The 22,645-nt window shown below is 51.7% G+C and carries 24 protein-coding genes; 10 read left to right on the top strand and 14 right to left on the bottom strand.

Annotation, left to right across the window (positions count from 1 at the left end):
- Nucleotides 1-180: 180 nt before the first annotated feature.
- Together mdtJ and mdtI are read left to right on the top strand one after the other, a co-directional pair.
- Nucleotides 181-546, top strand: a complete 366-nt coding sequence (gene mdtJ, locus NMD08_RS14220) for a multidrug/spermidine efflux SMR transporter subunit MdtJ (protein ID WP_161799268.1) — start codon at nucleotides 181-183, stop codon at nucleotides 544-546.
- Nucleotides 533-862, top strand: a complete 330-nt coding sequence (gene mdtI / locus NMD08_RS14215; RefSeq protein ID WP_151219138.1) for a multidrug/spermidine efflux SMR transporter subunit MdtI — start codon at nucleotides 533-535, stop codon at nucleotides 860-862. Before mdtJ ends, mdtI begins: the two co-directional genes overlap by 14 nt.
- Nucleotides 863-896: 34 nt before the next feature.
- Here mdtI and NMD08_RS14210 read toward each other — a convergent pair whose 3' ends face one another.
- From NMD08_RS14210 to msrP, 5 genes are all read right to left on the bottom strand, one after another.
- On the bottom strand, nucleotides 897-1,718 hold the full coding sequence (locus NMD08_RS14210; protein ID WP_370618395.1) for a serine protease: 822 nt from the start codon (nucleotides 1,716-1,718) through the stop codon (nucleotides 897-899).
- Nucleotides 1,719-1,988: 270 nt separating this feature from the next.
- Complete coding sequence (asr, locus tag NMD08_RS14205; RefSeq protein WP_187252483.1) at nucleotides 1,989-2,384, bottom strand: acid resistance repetitive basic protein Asr; 396 nt, start codon at nucleotides 2,382-2,384, stop codon at nucleotides 1,989-1,991.
- Nucleotides 2,385-2,521: 137 nt separating this feature from the next.
- Complete coding sequence (locus NMD08_RS14200; RefSeq protein ID WP_370618393.1) at nucleotides 2,522-4,009, bottom strand: carboxypeptidase M32; 1,488 nt, start codon at nucleotides 4,007-4,009, stop codon at nucleotides 2,522-2,524.
- A gap of 45 nt (nucleotides 4,010-4,054) precedes the next feature.
- Entirely contained in the window at nucleotides 4,055-4,681 is a 627-nt protein-coding gene (msrQ, locus tag NMD08_RS14195; RefSeq protein ID WP_370618391.1) for a protein-methionine-sulfoxide reductase heme-binding subunit MsrQ, read from the bottom strand.
- Complete coding sequence (gene msrP / locus NMD08_RS14190) at nucleotides 4,682-5,686, bottom strand: protein-methionine-sulfoxide reductase catalytic subunit MsrP (protein WP_370618389.1); 1,005 nt, start codon at nucleotides 5,684-5,686, stop codon at nucleotides 4,682-4,684.
- Between the two features lie 189 nt (nucleotides 5,687-5,875).
- On the opposite strand from msrP, the gene NMD08_RS14185 reads away from it, so the two are divergent.
- Together NMD08_RS14185 and NMD08_RS14180 are read left to right on the top strand one after the other, a co-directional pair.
- Complete coding sequence (locus tag NMD08_RS14185; RefSeq protein WP_151219495.1) at nucleotides 5,876-6,598, top strand: response regulator transcription factor; 723 nt, start codon at nucleotides 5,876-5,878, stop codon at nucleotides 6,596-6,598.
- Nucleotides 6,595-8,085 carry a HAMP domain-containing sensor histidine kinase gene (locus NMD08_RS14180; RefSeq protein ID WP_286540690.1) on the top strand — a complete coding sequence of 497 codons (1,491 nt, stop codon included), beginning with the start codon at nucleotides 6,595-6,597 and terminating at the stop codon, nucleotides 8,083-8,085. The genes NMD08_RS14185 and NMD08_RS14180 overlap by 4 nt, the downstream gene beginning before the upstream one ends.
- Nucleotides 8,086-8,246: 161 nt before the next feature.
- On the opposite strand, the gene NMD08_RS14175 is transcribed toward NMD08_RS14180, so the two are convergent.
- Nucleotides 8,247-9,500 (bottom strand): MFS transporter, encoded by a 1,254-nt coding sequence (locus NMD08_RS14175; RefSeq protein ID WP_151219142.1) that lies wholly within the window; start codon nucleotides 9,498-9,500, stop codon nucleotides 8,247-8,249.
- A 107-nt stretch (nucleotides 9,501-9,607) separates the two neighbouring features.
- Here NMD08_RS14175 and NMD08_RS14170 point away from each other — a divergent pair, with 107 nt between their 5' ends.
- The 3 genes from NMD08_RS14170 (at nucleotide 9,608) to bioD (ending at nucleotide 12,676) form a co-directional block, all read left to right on the top strand.
- A complete protein-coding gene (locus tag NMD08_RS14170; RefSeq protein WP_151219143.1) occupies nucleotides 9,608-10,516 on the top strand; it encodes a LysR family transcriptional regulator in 909 nt (302 codons plus the stop codon).
- Between the two features lie 118 nt (nucleotides 10,517-10,634).
- The gene (gene mlc, locus NMD08_RS14165; RefSeq protein WP_151219144.1) at nucleotides 10,635-11,855 is read left to right on the top strand and encodes a sugar metabolism global transcriptional regulator Mlc; all 1,221 of its coding nucleotides are present in this window, start codon (nucleotides 10,635-10,637) and stop codon (nucleotides 11,853-11,855) included.
- A gap of 125 nt (nucleotides 11,856-11,980) precedes the next feature.
- Entirely contained in the window at nucleotides 11,981-12,676 is a 696-nt protein-coding gene (bioD, locus tag NMD08_RS14160) for a dethiobiotin synthase (protein ID WP_151219145.1), read from the top strand.
- Here the strand turns inward: bioD and clcB are convergent.
- The 6 genes from clcB to NMD08_RS14130 all read right to left on the bottom strand — a co-directional run bounded on the left by clcB (nucleotide 12,632) and on the right by NMD08_RS14130 (nucleotide 19,077).
- Entirely contained in the window at nucleotides 12,632-13,921 is a 1,290-nt protein-coding gene (clcB, locus tag NMD08_RS14155) for a voltage-gated ClC-type chloride channel ClcB (RefSeq protein ID WP_151219146.1), read from the bottom strand. The genes bioD and clcB overlap by 45 nt on opposite strands.
- 119 nt (nucleotides 13,922-14,040) lie before the next feature.
- Nucleotides 14,041-14,655, bottom strand: coding sequence for a Tat proofreading chaperone DmsD (gene dmsD / locus NMD08_RS14150; protein ID WP_151219147.1), 615 nt, complete (start codon nucleotides 14,653-14,655; stop codon nucleotides 14,041-14,043).
- A gap of 42 nt (nucleotides 14,656-14,697) precedes the next feature.
- A complete protein-coding gene (locus tag NMD08_RS14145; protein WP_370618386.1) occupies nucleotides 14,698-15,552 on the bottom strand; it encodes a dimethyl sulfoxide reductase anchor subunit family protein in 855 nt (284 codons plus the stop codon).
- Nucleotide 15,553: 1 nt separating this feature from the next.
- Nucleotides 15,554-16,171 carry a DMSO/selenate family reductase complex B subunit gene (locus tag NMD08_RS14140; RefSeq protein WP_210905053.1) on the bottom strand — a complete coding sequence of 206 codons (618 nt, stop codon included), beginning with the start codon at nucleotides 16,169-16,171 and terminating at the stop codon, nucleotides 15,554-15,556.
- Between the two features lie 10 nt (nucleotides 16,172-16,181).
- The gene (ynfE, locus tag NMD08_RS14135) at nucleotides 16,182-18,620 is read right to left on the bottom strand and encodes a selenate/tellurate reductase subunit YnfE (protein WP_286540676.1); all 2,439 of its coding nucleotides are present in this window, start codon (nucleotides 18,618-18,620) and stop codon (nucleotides 16,182-16,184) included.
- A 148-nt stretch (nucleotides 18,621-18,768) separates the two neighbouring features.
- On the bottom strand, nucleotides 18,769-19,077 hold the full coding sequence (locus NMD08_RS14130) for a DUF1161 domain-containing protein (RefSeq protein WP_370618383.1): 309 nt from the start codon (nucleotides 19,075-19,077) through the stop codon (nucleotides 18,769-18,771).
- A gap of 102 nt (nucleotides 19,078-19,179) precedes the next feature.
- On the opposite strand from NMD08_RS14130, the gene NMD08_RS14125 reads away from it, so the two are divergent.
- On the top strand, nucleotides 19,180-19,890 hold the full coding sequence (locus NMD08_RS14125; protein WP_151219150.1) for a YnfC family lipoprotein: 711 nt from the start codon (nucleotides 19,180-19,182) through the stop codon (nucleotides 19,888-19,890).
- Nucleotides 19,891-19,897: 7 nt separating this feature from the next.
- Here the strand turns inward: NMD08_RS14125 and speG are convergent, their stop codons facing one another.
- Together speG and NMD08_RS14115 are read right to left on the bottom strand one after the other, a co-directional pair.
- Nucleotides 19,898-20,458 (bottom strand): spermidine N1-acetyltransferase, encoded by a 561-nt coding sequence (speG, locus tag NMD08_RS14120; protein WP_151219151.1) that lies wholly within the window; start codon nucleotides 20,456-20,458, stop codon nucleotides 19,898-19,900.
- 35 nt (nucleotides 20,459-20,493) lie between these two features.
- Nucleotides 20,494-20,835, bottom strand: coding sequence for a DUF1283 family protein (locus tag NMD08_RS14115; RefSeq protein ID WP_151219152.1), 342 nt, complete (start codon nucleotides 20,833-20,835; stop codon nucleotides 20,494-20,496).
- A 153-nt stretch (nucleotides 20,836-20,988) separates the two neighbouring features.
- Between NMD08_RS14115 and NMD08_RS14110 the strand changes: the two genes are divergently transcribed.
- The gene (locus NMD08_RS14110; RefSeq protein ID WP_151219153.1) at nucleotides 20,989-21,315 is read left to right on the top strand and encodes a YnfA family protein; all 327 of its coding nucleotides are present in this window, start codon (nucleotides 20,989-20,991) and stop codon (nucleotides 21,313-21,315) included.
- A gap of 107 nt (nucleotides 21,316-21,422) precedes the next feature.
- Complete coding sequence (gene rspA, locus NMD08_RS14105; RefSeq protein WP_151225436.1) at nucleotides 21,423-22,637, top strand: starvation-sensing protein RspA; 1,215 nt, start codon at nucleotides 21,423-21,425, stop codon at nucleotides 22,635-22,637.
- The last annotated feature ends 8 nt before the right edge of the window (nucleotides 22,638-22,645 follow it).

Genomic DNA, 22,645 nt, shown 5'->3' with positions numbered 1-22,645 from the left:
TTACCTACACTTCTTCGTACTTCTCCCTCTTTCCTGCTTGCGGGTGAGCAACACTGGCGCAACGCGCTATAGTCCCTTCTTCTGCCTGAGCTGGCGCTGCGCGCTGAGCTAACTCACTTTATTTTTTTGGTTTACTGCATGCAGTAGGCCCAAAGGACTATATTCTCACGCAGGAGAAGCATCATGTTTTACTGGATATTATTAGGTCTGGCCATCGCGGCTGAAATTACCGGTACGCTTTCAATGAAATGGGCAAGCGTCGGTCATGGTAATTCGGGCTTTATTTTAATGCTGGTAATGATCGCCTTATCGTATATTTTTCTCAGTTTTGCCGTTAAAAAAATTGCCCTTGGTGTGGCCTATGCCCTGTGGGAAGGGATCGGTATTTTATTTATTACGCTATTTAGCGTGCTGTTATTTGACGAAACCTTGTCCACACTGAAGGTGGCAGGACTGGCTTCGCTGGTGGTCGGCATTGTGCTGATCAAATCCGGCACCCGAAAGCCTGTTAAACCGGGCAAAGAGGTGACTCATGCAACAGTTTGAATGGGTTCACGGTGCCTGGCTGGGTATGGCCATCGTGTTAGAAATCGTCGCTAATGTCTTTTTGAAATTTTCCGATGGTTTTCGCCGCAAGATTTATGGCGTGCTGTCGTTGGCTGCTGTATTAGCGGCCTTTAGCGCGCTGTCGCAAGCGGTAAAAGGTATCGATCTTTCTGTGGCTTATGCCTTGTGGGGCGGATTCGGTATTGCCGCAACGTTAGCGGCTGGTTGGGTGCTGTTTGGTCAGCGCCTGAATAATAAGGGCTGGATCGGTGTGGTACTGCTGCTGGCCGGAATGATAATGATAAAACTTGCCTGATATCCGTGCTGCCCGGTAATGCGGGCAGCACATGTTAATCCTTCGCCAACTCTTCCAGCTTATCGCGAAAACCGGTCACGGATATGGCGCGATTATCTGCCCGCCAGCGATCTTTGGCAGCCGGAGCGGAGCTTTGCACACCAATCAACTGCCAGCCAGACTCGGTCTGCAGCATCAATGGCGAACCGCTGTCACCCGGGAGCGTGTCGCACTGGTGTGACAAGACGGTATTCTGTGCCCAGCCGGTCACGACACAATCCTGATGCGTGTACAGGTCGTCCAGATGATCTTCTGGATAGCCCGACTGGGTGACTTTACGATCTGCAGTTTTTAGCGCTGCGGTTAACGCATCTTTGTCGCCGTTAAACAGTGGCAGCGGTGTGATGCCCGAAGGCGGATTACGCAGTACCACCAGACCAAAATCCCACGGGGCTGCGGCAGGCGGCACTATCCAGCCATCACCATCGGCTTTTAAACGTTTGGCAAGTGAGGGCGCAACCCGTCCTTCAATGTCGTGGATTTCATAGCGCCATAGACCCTTTTTAGACACGAAGCGCAATGCGACGGCCTTGTCCGGTTTGCCTTTCGGGGGCGTGAGTAAGCAGTGTCCGGCTGTCAGGGCCAGATGTGGCGAAATAAGCGTGGCGGTACACAGGTTACCGCTGGCGGTTTCCAGTTGCCCGATAGCGTCCCACGGCGATTGTGTCGGGTCAGTCACCTTTATGCGATCGTCATGACCAAAAAACAGCGTTTTTATATTTTCTTTTTCAGCGCTGTCCGTTGCAGGCTTGTCCGCATGTGCAACGACAGGAAGTAAACAAAGTGAACCCAGTAATACAGCAATGGTTTTAGGCATATCACGCTCTGGTGGGGAATTATGATTTTTAACAGCAAACCCTCAGTTAATACTATAGACGGGACGACGAGAAAGTGGGAGTAAAATCAGATAACTACATTCAGGAAAGATAAAAACGCATGGCGATGATGGCGCAAATTATCAGGGTAATAAGAATGAACTCAAAGCGGTAATGTGACACCATTTTACCCTCCGAATGGCGGCGCTAAATCCGGTTGATTTAGCGCCGTTTGCTATGGCGTGGGGGACGCCACAGTGACTACAAAGACGTTATGCTGCAGGCTGAGCAGCCGGTTTAGCGGTGTCGTGTTTTACCGCTTTTTTGGTGTGTTTTTTAGCGGCCTGAGCTTTTTGCTCCGGCGCTTTCTGTTCTGCTACTGGTTTGGTTGCCGCTTTTTTTGTGTGTTTTTTAGCGGCCTGCGCTTTTTGCTCCGGCGCTTTCTGTTCTACTGCCGGCTTGGTTGTCGTTTTTTTAGTGTGTTTTTTGGCTGCCTGCGCTTTTTGCGGCGCTGCTTTGTGCTGTTTTTTGTGGTGAGTGGTTTTCGCCGGGGCTGCTTTGGTAGTTGCAGCAGCAGCCGGAGTGGTGGTAGCAGTTGTTTCAGCAGCAAATGCAGCAGAAGACAGACCCATAGCAGCGGCAACAACCAGAGCTAATACTTTTTTCATTCTCATACCCTCGATTTGGTTTTTCATTCAACCCCACTGCGGGGCCGTTGAAATAACTATATCGCTGTAATCACAGGGCTTCCGTGAGTCATTGGTTTCGGCGTGTAACGATATGTACAATGACTCACGGTATGAGATTACAAATAGCGGGCTTCCAGGTGAGCGCGGAAATAACGGCTGCTAAGCGGCTCCCCGGTGGCCTGGGTAATAAGCTGTTCAGTTGTAAAACGGCTGCCGTGCTGCCAGATATTCTGACGTAACCAGTCAAATAATGCGCCAAACTCGCCTTGCGCAATAGACTGATTTAAATTCGGCAACGCACGGTTAGCGGCACTGAATAACTGCGCTGCGTACATGGCACCTAAGGTATAAGAAGGGAAGTAGCCAAAGCCGCCGTCGGTCCAGTGAATATCCTGCATACAACCGTTACGATAGTTGCCGATCGTTGACAGTCCCAGCCAGGCCTGCATTTTCTCATTCCACAATGCCGGGATATCATCCACTTCAATATCGCCATTAATGAGCTCACGTTCGATTTCATAACGCAGGATCACGTGAGCGGGGTAGCTTACCTCATCGGCATCAACACGGATAAATCCGGGTTTAACCTGCTGATTCCAGGCGATGAAATTGCTTTCTTCAAACGCAGCCTGATCGCCAAAATACCGCCTCACCGCCGGAATTAACCGCGTCAGGAAGGCTTCACTACGGCCCAGTTGCATCTCGAAAAACAAACTCTGGGATTCATGAATGGCGGTTGAGCGTGCCAAAGCGATAGGTTGACCTGACCAGTTGCGCGGCAGATTTTGCTCGTAGCGGGCGTGACCGGTTTCATGGATCACACCAAACAGCGCGCTGAGTAATTCGTTTTCATCATAGCGGGTGGTGATACGAACATCTTCCGGTACACCGCCACAGAAGGGATGTGCACTGATATCCAGTCGGCCAGCCGTAAAATCGAATCCCAACTGAGCCATTGTTTCCAGACCCAGCTCACGCTGGAGAGCGGTTGGGAAGGGACCAACCGGGGCAATGAGCGACTGCTGAGACTGCTTCGCCACAACGTTGTTGAGCAGGTTAGGAAGCCAGCTCTTAACGTCAGTAAACAGGACATCCAACTGGGCGCTGGTCATCCCTGGTTCAAAAATGTCCAGTAGCGCGTCATAAGGCGTACAGCCTTTAGCCTCTGCGCGCAGTCGGGCTTCTTCTCGGCTGTACTTCACGACTTCTTTCAGGTTGTCGGAAAATCCTTCCCAGTCATTCGCGGGGCGCTGGTTGCGCCAGGCGTGTTCGCAACGACTTCCCGCGAGGGATTTCGCTTCTACCAGCGATTCAGGCAACAACGATGCCTGGTGATGCAGACGCGACATTTCGCGCAGGTTGGCCTGCTCAACATCGTTGAGGTCTTCCTGTTGGGCCGCGGCGATCCACATTGCCACCTTCGGATCGGTTAACAGCTGGTGCTCGAGCACGCTCAACTCGGCCAGCGCTTCACCGCGTGCTTTACTGCCGCCGGATGGCATCATGGTAAACATGTCCCAACTGGCGATTGCCGAGAGGTGGGAGAAGCGAGAGAGCCGCTGGAACGTGCGGGTGAGCTGATGGTAATTATCATTGCTACTCATTTTTTGTTCTCGTTCTGTTTAGGTGTATGAGAAGTTTACCGTGATTCATTCACTTTTCATAAACACACCTTTGTAACCGGTTTTCCGTAACAGCTTTTTATAGCGAAAAGCCAGCAGCACGGCAAAACAAATGGCGTAGATAATGGGAAGCGGGGATAACACTTTTACTGACCACAGGTAATGAAGCGGTAGCAAAATGGCAGTCAGATAAACGTAATTGTGCAGTGTTTGCCAACGTTTACCCATTTTACGCTGCGCGGCTTGCGTGGACGTTATCGTCAGCAAGAGTAAGATTATCCAACCTATTATGCCCAGCGTCAGCCATGGGCGTGAAACCAGTTCACGACCCAATAGTCCCAGATTTTGTATACCCAACTCCAGCAGCGCATAGCTGGTCAAATGCAGCGTGGCCCAGGCAAAACACCATAAACCTAACAGCCGCCGAGTGCGAAACAGCAAAGGTTGTTTTGCATAGCGTGCGAGCGGCGATATTAGCAAAGTCACAAGTAAAAACTTCAGCGCAGTGATACCTGTAAAGTGCTGGATATCTTTTCCTGGGTCGGCACCTAATCCGCCATGCTGTACGGCCCAGAAAAGCCACACCAGGGGGAAAAAACCGGCGAGATGCAGCAGCACTTTCAGGCCCGTTATCTGTTTTACGGTTAACCTCACTTAAAAATACTCCCGTAGATTCATGCCCTGATATAAAGACGCCACATCATCGGCATAACCATTAAAAGGCAATGTAGGCTGCCGCTGTACATCGAGAATGCCACCCGAACCGATAAAACGCTCTGAAGCCTGAGACCAGCGGGGGTGATCGACCTGTGGATTTACATTGGCGAAAAAACCGTATTCGTTTGGCGCCGACATATTCCAGGTTGTCGGTGGCTGCTCTCGCGTTAGCTTAATACTGACTATCGATTTAATACCCTTGAAGCCGTACTTCCAGGGGACCGTCAGGCGTATTGGCGCCCCGTTTTGTGGCGGCAACGCTTTGCCATACACGCCCACGGTCAGAAGTGTGAGCGGGTGCATGGCCTCATCCAAACGCAGACCTTCGACATAGGGATATTTCAGTCCTCCACCAATGAAGCGATCTTTCTGGCCAGGCATTTCGTCAGGGGCGTAGCGAGTTTGAAAAGCGACGTATTTGGCATGGCTGGTTGGCTCAACCAACGCCAATAATTTATGCAAGGGAAAGCCAACCCATGGCACGACCATTGACCAGGCCTCGACGCAACGCATCCTGTAAATGCGTTCTTCTAACGGAAAACGCGTGGTCAGTGCATCATGATCCAGCGTCAAAGGCTTGTTTACTTCACCGCTGATAGTTAACGTCCAGGGATCGGTTTTCAGGCTACCGGCATTCGCGGCAGGATCGGCTTTATCCAGACCAAATTCGTAGAAGTTGTTGTAGCCCGTCACCTTGTCTTCCGGCGTCAGGGGCAGATTGCTTTGCCAGCGCTCGGGTTTTGCGAATTCGAGCGTTTTGCCCGCCGGAACAGGTGGACGATCGTTACCTTTAAACCAATTCAACAAATTGGCCTGTGTCGGGGAAGACAACGATGCCGCAGCCGCGCCTATCCCAAGAGCTTTAAGGATCTGTCGTCGTTGCATAAAAAAAACTGACTCGGCTGTTACATCAGCTTCCCGAAGTAGGCGTTTTTTCTGCATAACTTTTCCTTTTTGTTGTCATATTGAGGAAAACAAAGCGACGTTTCGCTTTGAATGCCTGACGTGTCTATATCGACATACTGGGCGCAGGGGTATCCCCTGATCCTCACGAAAAGTTAAAAATTTTGTGATAACTTCCGCCCCTTGCCTGAGGTAAGCTTTCAGTATGACGAGAGGGGGATGACACTGATGACTGGCGCAAAAAAGATATTTCTGGTGGAAGATGACAGTGATATTGCCTCACTTTTGCAACTGAGTCTGAAGGATGAGGGGTACGAAATTATACATGAAGCAAATGGTGCGCGTGCGCTTGAGCAACTCGAGAAGCACGTCTGGGATGCCGTTATCCTCGATTTGATGCTGCCAGGAGTGGACGGCTTGGAGATTTGTCGTCGCATTCGTCAAATGAGTTTCTATCTACCCGTCATCATTATCAGCGCCCGTACCAGTGAAACGCACCGTGTTCTGGGGCTGGAAATGGGCGCCGATGATTATTTAGCTAAACCTTTCTCCGTGCTGGAGTTAATGGCTCGGGTGAAGGCGTTATTTCGCCGTCAGGAGGCAATGAGTCAGAACCTGCGTATGGAGGCCGGGATTATCACCGTTCATGGCGTAGAGATTGATCCATTAGCCCGGGAGGTCCGCCTGCAAGGTAAAACCCTCGATTTGACGCCGCGGGAGTTCGATTTGCTCTATTTTTTCGCCCGTCATCCAGGAGAGGTTTTTTCGCGTCAGGCACTGTTAGATCAGGTGTGGGGCTACCAGCATGAAGGGTATGAACATACGGTGAACAGCCATATCAATCGTCTGCGGACCAAAATTGAAAAAGATGCGGCTGAGCCGGAAATTATTCTCACCGTTTGGGGAAGAGGCTATAAGCTTGCTGCGGTTAACGCGGAGCATCAGTCATGATTTATCGCCTGTCGCTGAGCCAGCGACTGACCCTGGTCTTTACCGCCATTATGCTGATTTGCGCGGTTGCCGTCAGCGCTGTTCAGATCCGCAGCAGTAAACAGTATGGTGATGCGATGGTGCAAAGGCTCTCGTTGGCGTTGGCGAGTAAGATTGTTGAAAGTGAGCCACTTATTGACTCCAGCGGGCAAGTTAATCGCCAGACCTTAAAAGGACTTTTCAATCACCTGATGACGCTCAACCCAAGCGTGGAGCTGTATCTGGTTTCACCGTCCGGTGAATTACTCGCTGATGCTGCCCCGCCTGGGCATCTGCAGCAACAGAAAATTAGCGTACAACCAATTAAAGCGTTCCTTAATTCGAACGAGTTGCCCGTATATGGCAACGATCCGCGCAGTAGTCAGCAAAAGGTTTTTAGCGCCGCGCCAGTGTTATTCAACGGTGAGCTGCACGGCTATTTGTACATCATTCTCCAGGGCGAAGACCTGAATATGCTGGCAAATAACGCCTGGCAAAAAACGCTTTGGAACACCGTGGCCGGGACGTTAATTCTGGTTTTATTCGCTGGTGCAATCGCGGGGTTCCTGGTGTGGCGATGGGTGACGAATCCGGTGAAAAGGCTGACCGGTCAGGTGGTCAAACTGGAACAGGACAGCATTAGCGTTATTAAACAGCTGGCACAAAAAAATCCTGATCCGGCTCCGGCGAATGAGATTGCCTTACTGAACAACGCGTTTATCGAGTTAGCGCAGAAAATCGCACAGCAGTGGGATTTATTGGCTGACAGCGATCGTCAGCGCAGAGAATTTATTGCCAATATCTCACACGATTTACGCACGCCGCTCACATCGCTGCTGGGGTACCTGGAAATGCTGTCGCTGAAAGCGGATACGATGACGCCGGATGAAAACCGGCATTATCTGAGTATCGCGTTACGCCAGGGGCATAAGGTTCGTCATCTGTCGAAACAGTTGTTTGAGCTGGCGCGACTGGAGCATGGTGGTATAAAACCGCAGCGCGAGCGTTTTGCAATTGGCGAGCTTATCCAGGATGTGGCGCAGAAATTTGATCTCCCCGTTGCCATGCGTCATTTGCAGTTGCACCTTGAAGTAATGGGGCCGTTGCCATTGGTGAATGCCGATTTATCAATGATGGAAAGAGTGGTGACGAATTTGCTGGATAATGCTATCCGTCATACGCCTGACGGGGGCGATGTATGGTTGAAAGTCTGGTGTGATGCAGACCGCCTATTAGCGGAAGTGCAGGACAGCGGACCTGGGGTGGAGGACGCTGTACGAGAAGTCTTATTTCAGCGACCGACCGCGTTAATTCCCCGTGAGCAGCGGGCTGAACGTGGTGGTCTGGGCTTACTGATTGTGCGAAGAATGCTCGAGCTGCATGGGGGGGATATAAGCCTGGTTAATTCATCGGCAGGGGCCTGCTTCCGTTTTACGTTGCCGCTGGCGGATTCTCCACTGAGTAGCTGACGATGATATTCCTGAGTAAAGAGAGGCTATAACACTTCCTGGCATTGATGCCGATTATGCTGCATATAGTGATGAATTGAACGGTTATTGCCCTGCAAATGGCGGCTCAGATGTTACTGTCAGGTTCATGAAGATGATGCCCGGAGGCCGGGCATCGAGGATTACACGTGCAGACGATGGTGTAAACGTGTGCCGACCAGCAACGCCAGCACCAACATCAGGGCGATAAATCCGCCTACGCCGTTCCAGCCATAGCTGTGCCAGAATACACCGCCCAGCGTGCCAGCAATGCTGGATCCCAGATAATAACTGAACAGATATAAGGAAGAGGCCTGGCCTTTAGCGCGTTTTGCCCGTGGCCCAATCCAACTGCTTGCCACGGAGTGCGCGGCAAAGAATCCAGCTGAAAAGAGCAGCATCCCGGCGAAAATTAGCCATAGCGATGTAAAAAGGGTCATCAACAGCCCAACCAGCATCACGCCGGTTGAAAACAACATTACCGGGCCGCGTCCGTAGCGGGTGGTCATCGAACCTGCTTTCGGCGAACTCCAGGTCCCGGTCAAATACGCCACTGACAGCAGGCCGACAACAGCCTGGCTGAGTTCCCACGGGGAGAGCATCAGACGGTAGCCGATGTAGTTAAACAACGTCACAAAAGATCCCATTAACAAGAAACCTTCGGCGAACAGCAGCGGCAACCCTCTGTCGCGCCAGTGCAAACGAAAGTTAATAAATAACGTCTTCGGGCGCAGCGACGTCGGTCTGAAATGACGAGATTCCGGCAAGATTTTCCAGAACATCAGCGCGGAGGCAAGGGCAAAACACCCGATCGCCGCCAACGCGATACGCCAGTTAAAGAAGTCGGTAAACACGCCGCTGATCAAACGACCACTCATACCACCAATCGAGTTACCGCTGATATATAAACCCATTGAAAAGGCGACGAAGCTGGGATGAATTTCCTCACTCAGGTAGGTCATACCCACTGCCGCCACGCCGCTCAGCGAAAGGCCTATCAGTGCGCGCATGATTAAAATACCGTGCCAGCTGGTCATCATCGTGGAAAGCAACGTACAGCAGGACGCGAGCAGGAGTGCCGTTACCATTACCGGCTTGCGACCTATCGCATCAGAAAGTGGGCCGGTAAACAATAAACCAATGGCGAGCATCGCCGTTGAGATGGAAAGCGAAATACTGCTGCTGGCGGGAGAGACCCCAAACTCGTGTGAGAGCACGGGCAGAATGGGTTGCACACAATAGAGGAGAGCAAAAGTTGCCAGTCCGGCAGAAAACAGCGCCAGCGTGACGCGCATAAATGGGGATGTGCCACGTTTGATAAAACCATCCGGCGTGGTAACTCTCTGCGCATCAACATCGCTTGCCGGCGCGGTATCGACAGTTGTTGTACGGCTCACTTGAAATCCTTGCTCAATCAATTACCTCTACAGGTCTAGCCTTAAGAGTATGAAACTCACAATATTCTGTCTAATATATTAATAATCTCAAATAATATTTTAAAAATATGAATATCGAATTGCGTCATTTACGTTACTTTGTGGCGGTTGCCGAAGAGCTGCATTTTGGTCGAGCTGCGGCTCGACTGAATATTTCGCAACCGCCACTCAGCCAGCAAATCCAGATCCTGGAACAGCAGGTCGGTGCCCGACTTCTGGCGCGCACTAACCGTAGCGTGGCGCTGACGTCTGCCGGCAAGCAGTTTCTGGCGGACAGCCGACAGATCCTTAGTCTGGTTAATGAAGCTGCTGCCAGGGCTGAGCGTTTGCATCTGGGAGAAGCAGGGGAGTTGCGTATCGGCTTTACATCATCGGCGCCGTTTATCAAAGCAGTTTCTGATACGTTATCCCTGTTCCGCCAGAGCTACCCTGCAGTCCATATGCAAACCCGGGAAATGAATACGCGCGAGCAAATTGCCCCGCTTAACGAAGGAACGTTGGATTTAGGACTATTACGCAACACGCATCTTCCGGAAACGCTGGAGCGTGAAATTATTCTGCATGAGCCCTTGATGGCGATGATCCCGCGCGCGCATCCGCTGGCGCAAAAGCCGGTAGTTACGCTGGCAGAGCTGGCCAACGAACCCTTTGTCTTTTTTGATCCACACGTGGGGACGGGGTTGTATGACGATATTCTTGGTTTGATGCGTCGCTATGGACTGAAGCCTACTATCGCTCAGGAGGTTGGTGAGGCGATGACTATCATTGGGCTGGTGGCTGCAGGATTAGGTGTTTCCATTCTTCCCGCGTCCTTTAAACGGGTGCAATTGAATGAAATGTGTTGGCTCCCGATAGCGGAAGAAGATGCCGTCTCAGAAATGTGGTTAGTGTGGCCTAAGCATCATGAACAAAGTCACGCCGCACAGCGCTTTCGCGAGCAACTGCTGGCGGTTGTTCATACGATTAATTTAGTTTAAAAATGGGCGAAAATGTGCAGTAAATCACACGGCTAAGTAAAAATTTGACGGGAGCCATTGAAGTGCTTCACCATAGTCTACAGATTATTTCGGAGCGCGAAAATAAAGGGAGTAAGTGGTGGTTGCTGATAGTCAGCCTGGGCATATCGATCAAATTAAGCAGACCAATGCGGGCGCGGTTTATCGCCTGATTGATCAGCTGGGTCCGGTATCGCGTATTGATCTCTCTCGCCTGGCACAATTGGCGCCTGCCAGCATTACTAAAATTGTCCGCGAAATGCTCGAGGCGCACCTGGTACAAGAGCTGGAAATCAAGGAGGCGGGAAGTCGTGGGCGTCCGGCCGTTGGGCTGGTTGTTGAAACGGAAGCCTGGCACTACTTATCTATTCGTATCAGTCGCGGAGAGATTTTTTTGGCGTTGCGCGATCTGAGCAGCAAGCTGGTGGTTGAAGATTGTCTTGAGATGGCGCTGGTCAGTGAAACCCCGTTGCTGGAACGTGTTATTACCCAGGTCGATCAGTTTTTCATCCGCCACCAGCAAAAGCTGGAGCGCTTAACCTCCATCGCCATCACCTTACCCGGTATTATTGATACTGAAAACGGTATCGTCCATCGCATGCCGTTTTACGAAGATGTCAAAGAGATGCCGCTTGGGCAGGCTCTTGAAAATCATACTGGTGTACCGGTGTATATTCAGCACGATATCAGCGCCTGGACCATGGCCGAGGCACTTTTTGGTGCATCGCGTGGCGCGCGCGATGTCATTCAGGTGGTGATCGATCATAACGTGGGTGCAGGGGTGATCACCGACGGTCATTTACTGCATGCTGGCAGCAGTAGTCTGGTTGAAATTGGGCATACACAGGTGGATCCCTATGGTAAACGCTGCTATTGCGGCAACCATGGTTGCCTGGAAACGATTGCCAGCGTCGACAGCGTGCTGGAACTCGCACAGGTGCGATTGAAACAGTCAATGAGTTCTTCTCTACACGGGCAACCGTTAACGGTAGACGCGCTGTGTCTGGCGGCCATGCAGGGAGATTTGTTGGCGAAGGATATCATTAGCGGCGTCGGAACCCATGTAGGCAGAATTCTTGCCATCATGGTGAATTTGTTCAACCCGCAAAAGATATTGATCGGTTCTCCGTTCAGTAAAGCGGCGGATATTTTGTTTCCCACTATTGCTGACAGCATCCGTCAGCAGGCGCTTCCGGCCTACAGTCAGCATATTGTCGTCGAAAGTACGCAGTTCACCAATCAGGGAACGATGGCCGGTGCGGCGCTCGTTAAGGACGCGATGTATAACGGTTCTTTGTTGATTCGTCTATTACAGGGTTAACATTTTTTAACTGTTGTACGAAAAATTGCGCTATCTCAAGCCGATTCTTATCGCCATACCTTAGACTTTCTCCACTGTTTTATTTTCCTGATTTATATTTTCAAAGCATAACGGTGGAGTTAGTGATGCTGAAGCGTTTCTTTATTACAGGTACAGACACTTCTGTTGGGAAGACCGTGGTTTCCCGCGCATTACTACAAGCGTTAGCGTCAGGAGGTAAAAGTGTTGTGGGTTACAAGCCCGTAGCCAAAGGAAGCAAAGAGACGCCTGAAGGTCTGCGCAACAAAGACGCGCTGGTGCTACAAAGCGTGTCGACAATCGAGCTGCCCTACGAGGCGGTCAACCCGATTGCACTCAGTGAAGACGAAAGTAGCGTAGCGCATAGTGGGCCGGTCAATTACACCCTGCTCTCTAACGGCCTCGCAAGCCTCAGTGAAAAAGTCGATCACGTTGTCGTGGAAGGCACAGGAGGCTGGCGGAGCCTGATGAACGATCTGCGTCCGTTATCTGAGTGGGTGGTACAGGAACAATTGCCGGTGTTGCTGGTGGTAGGTATCCAGGAAGGCTGTATTAATCATGCCATCCTTACTGCGCAGGCGATTGCCAGCGACGGACTGCCGTTAATCGGCTGGGTCGCGAACCGTATCAATCCAGGGCTGGCGCATTATGCGGAAATCATTGATGTGCTGAGCAAAAAATTACCCGCACCGCTTATCGGCGAACTGCCTTATCTGCCTCGCGCAGAGCAGCGCGAGCTGTCTCAGTTCATCCGCCTGTCAATGCTCGGCAGCGTGTTGTCGGTAGATCGAGTCGTGGCGTAACGTTCGCGATAGCACCGACGCCACCACACAGGCAATCAGCAACCCGGGGAGCAGACGGTACTCCCCGGTCATTTCACAAACCATCAGTGTCGACATTATTGGCGCATGTGTAGTTGCTGCCAGCAGCGTGGCCATACCCGTTAATCCCAGCAAAATAGCAATCTCATCCGGCCCCGGTAACCACAATCCCCACATCCGTCCCAGTAGCATGCCCACCGACAGACCGACAAACAGCGTTGGCGTAAACACACCGCCTGGCGCGCCGGAACCACTGCTGGCTAATACTGCCAGTATTTTGCAGATAAAGATCCCGCTCACCACGGCAAGTAACGGAGGGGCGGTCAAATATGACTGCACTACGCTGTAGCCATTGCCCCAGACCGCAGGCGTGAGCAGCGACAGCAGGCCAACGATCAGTCCGCCGAGTGCCAGTTGCCACGGAGGGGAGAGTTTTAAGCGCAAAAAACCATTATGGCTGGCGGTCATCAACCACATAAACAGCGGCCCGCAAACGCCGGCTGCCAGACCGGTACTGACGATCATGACATATTCCAGCACATGTAGCTCGCGCGTGAATCGTACGGCATACAGGAGCGCATTGCTATCGCTCAGTACATTGGTGGTGAGCAAGGCCACGACGGCAGACACCACCACTGGTCCCAGTGATGCGAGGATCAGCGTGCCAAACAATACTTCAGCAATAAATAAACTGCCCGCCAGTGGAGCATGGTACGCTCCAGCCATACCGGCAGCGGCTCCACAGGCAATCCATAACTTCCATTCCGTACGCGGGGTGAAGCGTTTAGCAAAGCAGGAGGCCGCCAGCGCAGCCAGTAAAATCATGGCGCCTTCGCGCCCGATGGCGCTCCCGCTGGCGACAACCAGTAATGAGGCGAGTGATTTAACCAGGCTTGCACTGACGTCAAATTGACCGTCGGTTTGCAGGGCTTCCATATAATCGGTAGGGGCCTGTGGGCGTAAACGGTTAAACTTTTGCCATCCCCAAAGCAGTAAACCTGCCGCCAGACCACCTAATGCAGGCGTCAGCGCACGTCTTAGAGGCGAAAGACTTGTTGCCGCATTGACCAGACTCCCGGTGTCGTTGCTCAGGAACAACCATTCAAGCAAGAACATGGCATGACGAAATCCTGCAACGGCTAACGCGGCAAGAATACCAATCAGCGCTGCAATCATCAGACGGCGGAACATGGCGCGCAGATCAGGATAAGCATGTAAATGGTGCATGAGTGTCCAGAAAGGAAGTTGCAGACGCTTCATTTTGCGGTTATTTGGCAACAGAAGCAAAAGCTTAGCGTGCGCAACAGGATGTCCCACAGGCAGGATGCATTCTGCCTGTGAGGAAATTAGCGAAACAGAGGTTTTTTGGCTATCGGGATCAGTAACTGCGATTGCCATTTAGCCAGTGTCAGACGGGCCAGCTCACCGAGCGCCTGATAGAACGGGTGGTCGGCTTTGTCGATAAATACGTCAAGGAAGCGGGATGACCACGGGAACAAATGCCACGCCAGCAACTGCTCGCATTCGGTATGGCGTTCGTTCTCAGCAAGCCAGGCCGTAAGCAACAGCAACGAACCAAAGTGATCTTCCGGCTCATTTTGCTGCATGGCGAACTGGATGCCGTTTTCCCGCATCCATTGGCGTAATGCCAGCGTGGAATCGCCAAACAACACGTTTTCACGATCCAGCCAGACGGATCCCCAGGGCGGAGAAGGTAGTGCATACGGACCGACAAACAGACGCTGCCAGGCTTGCGGCAGAGGCTCATCGGCCTCGACTTGCAGTTTTTCTGCCAGCGGAGAAAGCGTTGCCTGATCAAGCGGCCACTGGACCTGCCAGCCTTCGGTTCTTAACGCATTGACTAATGCAGAGGTTTCTGCGCTTTCAGGTGCATAATAAAATAGCGCACCCAGCACACGCGCTGCGGTAGAGAAGTTGTCACGTTGTGAAAAATGGGTCATGCATACAATCCTGAACAGTGCGGGTTGCCCCGCACCCGAGAGTTAACCTGCGACAGCCATTCCGACTGTCATATGTAATCCGTAAAACAAACCGCGGCCAATGATTTCACCGGCGAGGACTGAAACCAGGCCCAACGCCAGTCCGCCAACGGACGGTTCTTTGCGACGGACAAGCGGACATATCCAGCACCCCAGACCCGCAGCCAGCAGGAGGATACGCCAGACCTGTAAACTTGCGTAGTCGGGCACCAGCGCGCTGGCGTTTTGTACCGAACTGTGGATCTCACCGAGCGCCAGTCCCTGCAGAACGATAACCGCCACGGTCACCAGCAGGGCCAGAACGCTTACGCCGGCGAATCTGGCAGGGCTACAGGAAACACCTGCAGCCCGCAGCAGCAGGGTGGCAAACAGCGGCCCGCTGAGCAGCATCGTCATAAAAAATGCCAGCGTCGTATAGCCATTATACCAGGTCGGGACGGTGTCTATCAGATAGACGCGGGTCATCGCCAGCACAAATACCAGACCCAGCACCATGCCTGCCAGCAGCCAGATTTTACCTAAAGCTGCAGGCATTTTACCGAGAAACGCCACCAGCCACCACAGGCCACCGACGGCGAAAAACAGCGACCCGCTGGCGATTTCGTTACTCAGCGCCGATGCGCCGACTCTGTTCAGCGAGTTAAAGGCGCGCAGCGGCGAACCCAGATGCATCACCGAGGCGAGAAAGGCGATGCCCATCACCAGCCACAGAAAAAACATGTTGCGCACGATACGCTGTTTTATCGCATCGTCTTTAGCGGTCAGCCAGCCGTAACCACTCACCAGCAGCGCCCCGGTCACGCACTGGCCGAGCACCGTAAACAGAACCAGCGGCCATTCATGCCATCCATTACCCATGTCACACCTCCTTCGGGTTGGCCAGATAACCCGTAGTGTCCCCGGTCGGGCGGCTATTGGCGTTGGGTTTGATTACAATACTCGGTTTGGTGAAGTGCGGGCCCGGCAGCGGAGCAACCGCCGCCAGCTCACCGTGTTTTTTGCGCAGCTCATCAATGGGACCAAAGTCCAGCGCGCGCAGCGGACAGGATTCGACACAGACGGGCTTTTTGCCGTCGGCGACGCGATCGTGGCAGCCGTCGCACTTGGTCATATGCCCTTTGGCGGCATTGTACTGTGGTGCGCCGTACGGGCAGGCCATGTGGCAGTAACGACAGCCAATACACACGTCTTCATCCACCACCACAAAACCATCTTCACGTTTATGCATAGCCCCGCTGGGGCAAACCTTGGTGCAGGCCGGATCTTCGCAGTGGTTACAGGCAATGGAGAGGTAGTAGGCGAAAACGTTCTGTCGCCAGACGCCGTTGTCTTCCTGCCAGTCTCCCCCGGCGTATTCATAAATCCGGCGGAAACTGACGTCGGGCGTGAGATCCTTGTAGTCTTTGCAGGCCAGTTCGCAGGTTTTGCAGCCGGTGCAACGACTGGAATCAATAAAAAATCCATACTGAGTTGTCATGGGTTAGTCCTTAAACCTTCTCGATCTCGACCAGGTTAGTGTGCTGTGGATTGCCTTTTGCCAACGGCGACGGACGCTGAGTTGTCAGCGTGTTGACGCAGGCGCCGTGATCAATTTTATCGCCAGCCATATCGGCATCATGCCATGCGCCCTGGCCCATTGCGCTTACGCCGGGTAGGATTCGTGGCGTTACTTTTGCCGGGATACGTACTTCACCGCGATCGTTAAAGACTCGAACCATATCGCCATTTGCAATGCCTCGTTTTTGGGCATCGACGGGGTTGATCCACACTTCCTGACGGCAAGATGTCTGGAGAACATCGATATTGCCGTAGCTGGAGTGCGTACGGGATTTGTAGTGGAAACCAAACAGCTGGAGCGGAAATGAACTGCGTTTCGGATCATCCCACCCTTCAAAGGTGGACGCGTAAATGGGAAGCGGACTGATCACTTCATCCTTTTGCAGTTCCCAGGTGTTGGCAATTTTCGCCAGTCGGCTGGAATATATTTCAATCTTTCCGGACGGTGTTTTGAGCGGATTGGCCTGTGGATCGTCGCGGAATTTTTTATAGGCGACAAAGTGGCCATTAGGATCTTTACGTTTATAGATCCCCATTTTTTTAAGCGCGTCATAAGAAGGGAGGGCAGGATCTTTGGCCAGCATTTTGGCATACAGATACTGGAGCCACTGTTCCTGAGTACGGCCTTCGGTAAAACGTTGATAGACATCATCTCCAAGACGTTTTGCCACTTCACTCATGATCCAGTAGATCGGTTTGCGCTCGAACTTAGGTGAGGTTGCTGGCTGAATGAAAATGAGGTATCCCATATTGCCCGCATAGTCGTTAGGAATGATGTCTTCCTGCTCCACAGTCATTAAATCAGGCAGCAGGATATCGGCATATTTGGCCGAGGATGTCATGAAGTTCTCAATGACCACTATCATTTCGCACTTTGTATCGTCCTGCAGGATAGCATGCGTTTTATTGATATCTGAGTGCTGATTGGTGATGGTGTTTCCCGCATAGTTCCAGATAAATTTAATCGGCACATCGAGCTTTTCTTTCCCACGCACGCCATCGCGGGTAGCGGTCATTTCCGGACCCCGGGCGATGGCGTCAGTCCAGCTAAAGCAGGATATCTGGGTCTTAATGGGATTATCTGGCAGCGGCATACGCTCAATTGTGATGGTATAGGTTGATTCTCGTGCACCGCTATTGCCGCCATTGATGCCGACGTTGCCAGTCAGGATAGGCAACATCGCGATCGCGCGTGAGGTCAGTTCGCCGTTAGCCTGACGTTGCGGCCCCCAACCCTGACAAATATATGCCGGTTTCGTGCTGCCGATTTCCCGAGCCAGTTTGATAATGCGATCGGCTGGGATTCCGGTGACTTGGGATGCCCATTGGGGGGTTTTGGCGATGCCGTCATCGCCATCCCCCAGAATATAAGCTTTGTAATGTCCGTTTGCTGGCGCATCGGAGGGCAGGGTTTTCTCATCATAACCGACGCAGTATTTGTCAAGGAACGGCTGGTCGATAAGATTTTCGTTAATCATAACCCAGGCAAGTCCCGCTACGAGTGCGGCATCGGTTCCCGGTCGGATAGGGATCCACTCATCTTCGCGACCCGCTGCGGTATCGGTATAGCGCGGATCGATGACGATCATCCGGGCATTAGAGCGTTCCCGGGCCTGTTCAAGGAAGTACGTTATTCCGCCGCCGCTCATGCGCGTTTCGGCAGGGTTGTTGCCGAACATTACCACCAGTTTGGTGTTTTCGATGTCGGACGTGCTGTTGCCGTCATTTGAGCCGTAGGTATAGGGCATTGCCGCCGCGATTTGGGCGGTGCTGTAAGTACCATAATGGCTCAGAAATCCGCCATAGCAGTTCATCAGGCGAGCGACCAGCGAGGCATAAGGAGAGGAGCGCGTAATGTTGCCGCCTACAATGCCTGAGGTGTAGTTAATATAAACAGCTTCATTACCGTATTTCTCCACGGTATTTTTTAAACTGTCACTGATGGTATCCAGCGCTTCCTGCCAGGTTATACGTTCGAATTTTCCCTCACCGCGTTTTCCCACCCGCTTCATTGGGTAATTCAGGCGATCCGGATGATTGATCCGTCGGCGGATTGATCGTCCACGCAAACAGGCACGAACCTGATGCTGACCATAAATATCGTCTCCGGTTGTATCGGATTCCACCCATACAACCTCGTCATCTTTGACATGGAGTTGCAGGGCACAACGACTACCGCAGTTCACGGAACACGCGCCCCAAACCACTTTTTCTTCAGCTGGTTGAATAGCTTGTTGTACCGCAGCGGCGGCGGTGCGTATTCCGAAAGGTAATGACAGCCCGCCAGCGGCAAGCGCCAGCGAACCGATAGCCGTGGATTTCACTAACGCCCTGCGGCTGATGCCTCCATATTGCTCAGTTTCAGACATAACTCACTCCATTATTGTTATCGTTATATAATAATTTCTATAACGCAATTAATAGCATGCTAATAATAGAGAGAGTTTACCCACTTGTAGGTAGAGCATATTAATGCATATCAAACTGGAGTGACCCTCCGCGCACGGAGGGCGTGATTTATTGCGGTTCGGCGGCGTGTCCGTCTTGAGAAGATGTGCTATTCGCGGGGGCGTTGCCACTGTTAGTCCGGGTATAGAGAATTTTGTGCGTATCGTTTGCACAATGTCCGACTACCAGTGAGTCAGGCTGATCTGCCTGATCGTTGGGGACAATATTCAGCGTGAAGCTGGATTCAGCCACACCATTATTGATGATACGCTGTTCGATATCGCTTTTTACGCGTTCACATGACGACGGGGCAGCCAGAACCTGCGGGGAAGCGACTACCAATATGATCGCGGCAATTCCTGGTATGTTTTTCATCATCAGCTCCTTTATGATCAACTTAAACTAAGATTAGCATTTCTGGTGTAAATAACTGTATTTGCTAATATGATTGAGAATTATCTTCTTATCCCGGTGAAAAATGTGAAGAAACAGACCTTGTTAGGTTTCCTGTGCCTCTTGCTGGTTGGGTGTGATAACGCCAAAGGGCTGATTTCCTTTACGCCGGAAATGGCCAGTTTTTCAAATGAATTTGATTTCGACCCGCTGCGCGGACCGGTGAAAGATTTCAGCCAGACGTTGCTCAATGACAAAGGTGAGGTTACTAAACGCGTTGTTGGTACGCTCTCACAGGAAGGGTGCTTCGATACGCTTGAATTGCACGATATTGAAAATAATAGCGGCATGGCGCTGGTCCTGGATGCTAACTATTACCGGGATGCCGAAACGCTGGAAAAAAGGATCCGCTTACAGGGTAAATGTCAGTTGGCAGAGCTGCCTGCTGCGGGTGTGGTTTGGGATACCGATGATAACGGTTTTGTCGTTTCCGCTACGGGCAAAGAGATGAAAGTGCAATATCGCTATGATGCGGAAGGCTACCCGCTGGGTAAAACAACCGTCAATAACGATAACACCTTGCAAGTTGATGCCAAACCCTCGGTTGATCCGTTGAAGAAGCTGGATTACACCGCGGTGAGTCTGCTTAACAATCGTCCTGTAGGCAACGTCAAACAAACGTGCAAGTACGATGACTATGCTAATCCGGTCAACTGCCAGCTTGTTATCGTTGACGAGAGCGTGAAGCCGGCAGTTGAACACCATTACTCAATTGAAAACACCATCGAGTACTATTAGTCAGTCTTTACTGAGCGGTAGGTTGCAGCAAATTAGGACCTGACGTTTTATGTTCTGCCAGATACTGCTGCTGGAAGATACACATGCGGATAGTGTTGCGGTATTGTCCGTTGATAAAGAATTCATGAATTAGTTCGCCTTCGACCATAAAGCCGAGTTTACGGTAGATGTGGATAGCTTTTTCGTTCTCTTTATCAACGATCAGATACAGCTTATACAAATTGAGTACGGTAAAGCCGTAATCCATCGCCAGTTTAGCCGCACGCGTTGCCAGACCTTTACCCTGATAATCAGGGGAGATAATGATCTGGAATTCCGCCCGGCGGTGCACATGGTTAATTTCAACCAGTTCTACCAGCCCGGCTTTTTCACCGTTGCATTCCACAACAAAGCGACGTTCGCTTTGGTCGTGGATATGCTTGTCATAAAGATCTGACAGCTCAACAAACGCTTCGTAAGGTTCTTCAAACCAGTAACGCATTACGCTGGCGTTGTTATCAAGCTGATGGACGAATCGTAAATCTTCACGCTCCAGCGGGCGCAACTTAACACTGAGGGCGCTAGTCATATCGTATCCTTTCAATATCCTTCAAAGTGCAATGTTTATGGGGCAACGGTGCGGCCTGTGCGGCGGTCAAGGCAGCGCAGGGTGTTGGGTTCCCAGTACGCATTAATATTAGCGCTCTGTTCGCACTTATCACGGCTATCGAAGGCGGCGTCGGTTTTGTCCCACTCTTTCTCTACACGTTTATTGACTTTCTGGCGTAGCTGACGCGTATCGTTCCATTGTTCCTTTTCCATTGCAGCCTGTTGACGACTCTGCGCACTGTCCCCGGACTCAATGACCAGTTTACTGGTTTCAGCAAATGCGGAAGAGGTGTACACAGCCGCCGCCAGCGTCAGCATAGCCGTCAGGCACAGGCGTTTGGTCAGTGTAATATTCATGGCGAATTCCTTTTATGGGAAAGGGGATAAATCGTAAAACAGGGTTAAATTCTACACTATTACGTTTCGTGGGCATACCCACTCAGCGGATATGGATACGCTGATGATATTCTGTCGTATCATGGTTAAACCGAAGGTAACTGAATAACATCAATGCTTAAGACCACATTGCTTTTCTTCGTCACCGCGCTATGCGAAATCATTGGCTGCTTTTTACCCTGGCTCTGGCTTAAGCGAGGGGCTACGGCCTGGCTGCTGATCCCCGCAGGGGGGGCACTGGCATTATTCGTCTGGTTTCTGACGCTGCACCCGGCAGCAAGCGGGCGTGTCTATGCAGCCTATGGCGGGGTTTACGTGGTAACCGCGCTGCTATGGCTACGCATCGTCGACGGCGTAAAACTCAGCCTGTACGACTGGTCGGGGGCGCTTGTGGCGTTGTGCGGCATGCTGATCATTGTGGCTGGATGGGGGCGCGCATAGCGCCTTTTTTGTGATCAAGAAGCGCTTTTTCGATCGTTATACTTGTATGGTAGTAGCTCAGTTGGGTAAATTTCATGCATCTCAAGAACAGATGTAAGGAACAAGAAATGAAGATTGTCGGGGCTGAAGTTTTTGTCACCTGTCCGGGGCGTAATTTCGTGACGTTAAAAATTACGACAGAAGATGGGATCACCGGGCTGGGTGATGCCACATTAAACGGACGCGAGTTATCCGTAGCGTCCTACCTGAAAGATCATGTGTGCCCGCAGTTGATTGGTCGCGACGCGCATCGAATTGAGGACATCTGGCAGTTTTTCTACAAAGGTGCGTACTGGCGTCGTGGTCCAGTCACCATGTCGGCGATTTCCGCAGTGGATATGGCATTGTGGGATATCAAAGCGAAAGCGGCCAATATGCCGTTGTACCAGCTACTCGGCGGCGCGTCGCGTGAAGGGGTCATGGTTTATTGTCACACCACAGGCCATACCGTCGATGAGGTACTGGAAGATTATGCGCGTCATAAAGAGATGGGCTTTAAAGCGATTCGTGTGCAGTGCGGCGTACCTGGCATGAAAACCACTTACGGGATGTCGAAAGGTAAAGGACTGGCCTATGAACCCGCGACCAAAGGGCAATGGCCGGAAGAACAGTTATGGTCAACGGAGAAATATCTCGATTTCACGCCAAAACTGTTTGAAGCGGTGCGCGATAAATTCGGCTTCAACGAACATCTTCTGCACGACATGCATCACCGTCTGACGCCAATTGAAGCGGCCCGTTTTGGCAAAAGCATTGAGCAGTATCGTTTGTTTTGGATGGAAGATCCAACCCCAGCTGAAAACCAGGAGTGCTTCCGCCTGATCCGCCAGCATACGGTCACGCCGATTGCGGTCGGGGAAGTGTTTAATAGCATCTGGGACTGCAAACAGCTTATCGAAGAACAATTGATCGACTACATCCGCACTACCATCACCCATGCGGGGGGGATCACCGGTATGCGTCGGATTGCCGATTTTGCTTCGCTGTATCAGGTTCGCACAGGCTCGCATGGACCTTCCGATCTTTCACCCGTGTGCATGGCCGCCGCGTTGCACTTTGATCTGTGGGTGCCTAACTTCGGTGTACAGGAATATATGGGGTATTCGGAACAGATGCTGGAAGTGTTCCCGCATAACTGGACCTTTGATAACGGCTACATGCATCCGGGAGACAAACCGGGACTTGGGATCGAGTTTGACGAAAAACTGGCGGCGAAATATCCGTATGACCCTGCATATTTGCCTGTAGCCCGCCTGGAAGATGGCACGCTGTGGAACTGGTAAATATAAAT

Origin of the sequence: Citrobacter meridianamericanus (assembly GCF_041320245.1) — a bacterium.
Classification (GTDB): domain Bacteria; phylum Pseudomonadota; class Gammaproteobacteria; order Enterobacterales; family Enterobacteriaceae; genus Citrobacter; species Citrobacter meridianamericanus.
Note: the sequence above shows the minus strand (reverse complement) of the source record. Positions and strands in the feature narration are given on the sequence as shown.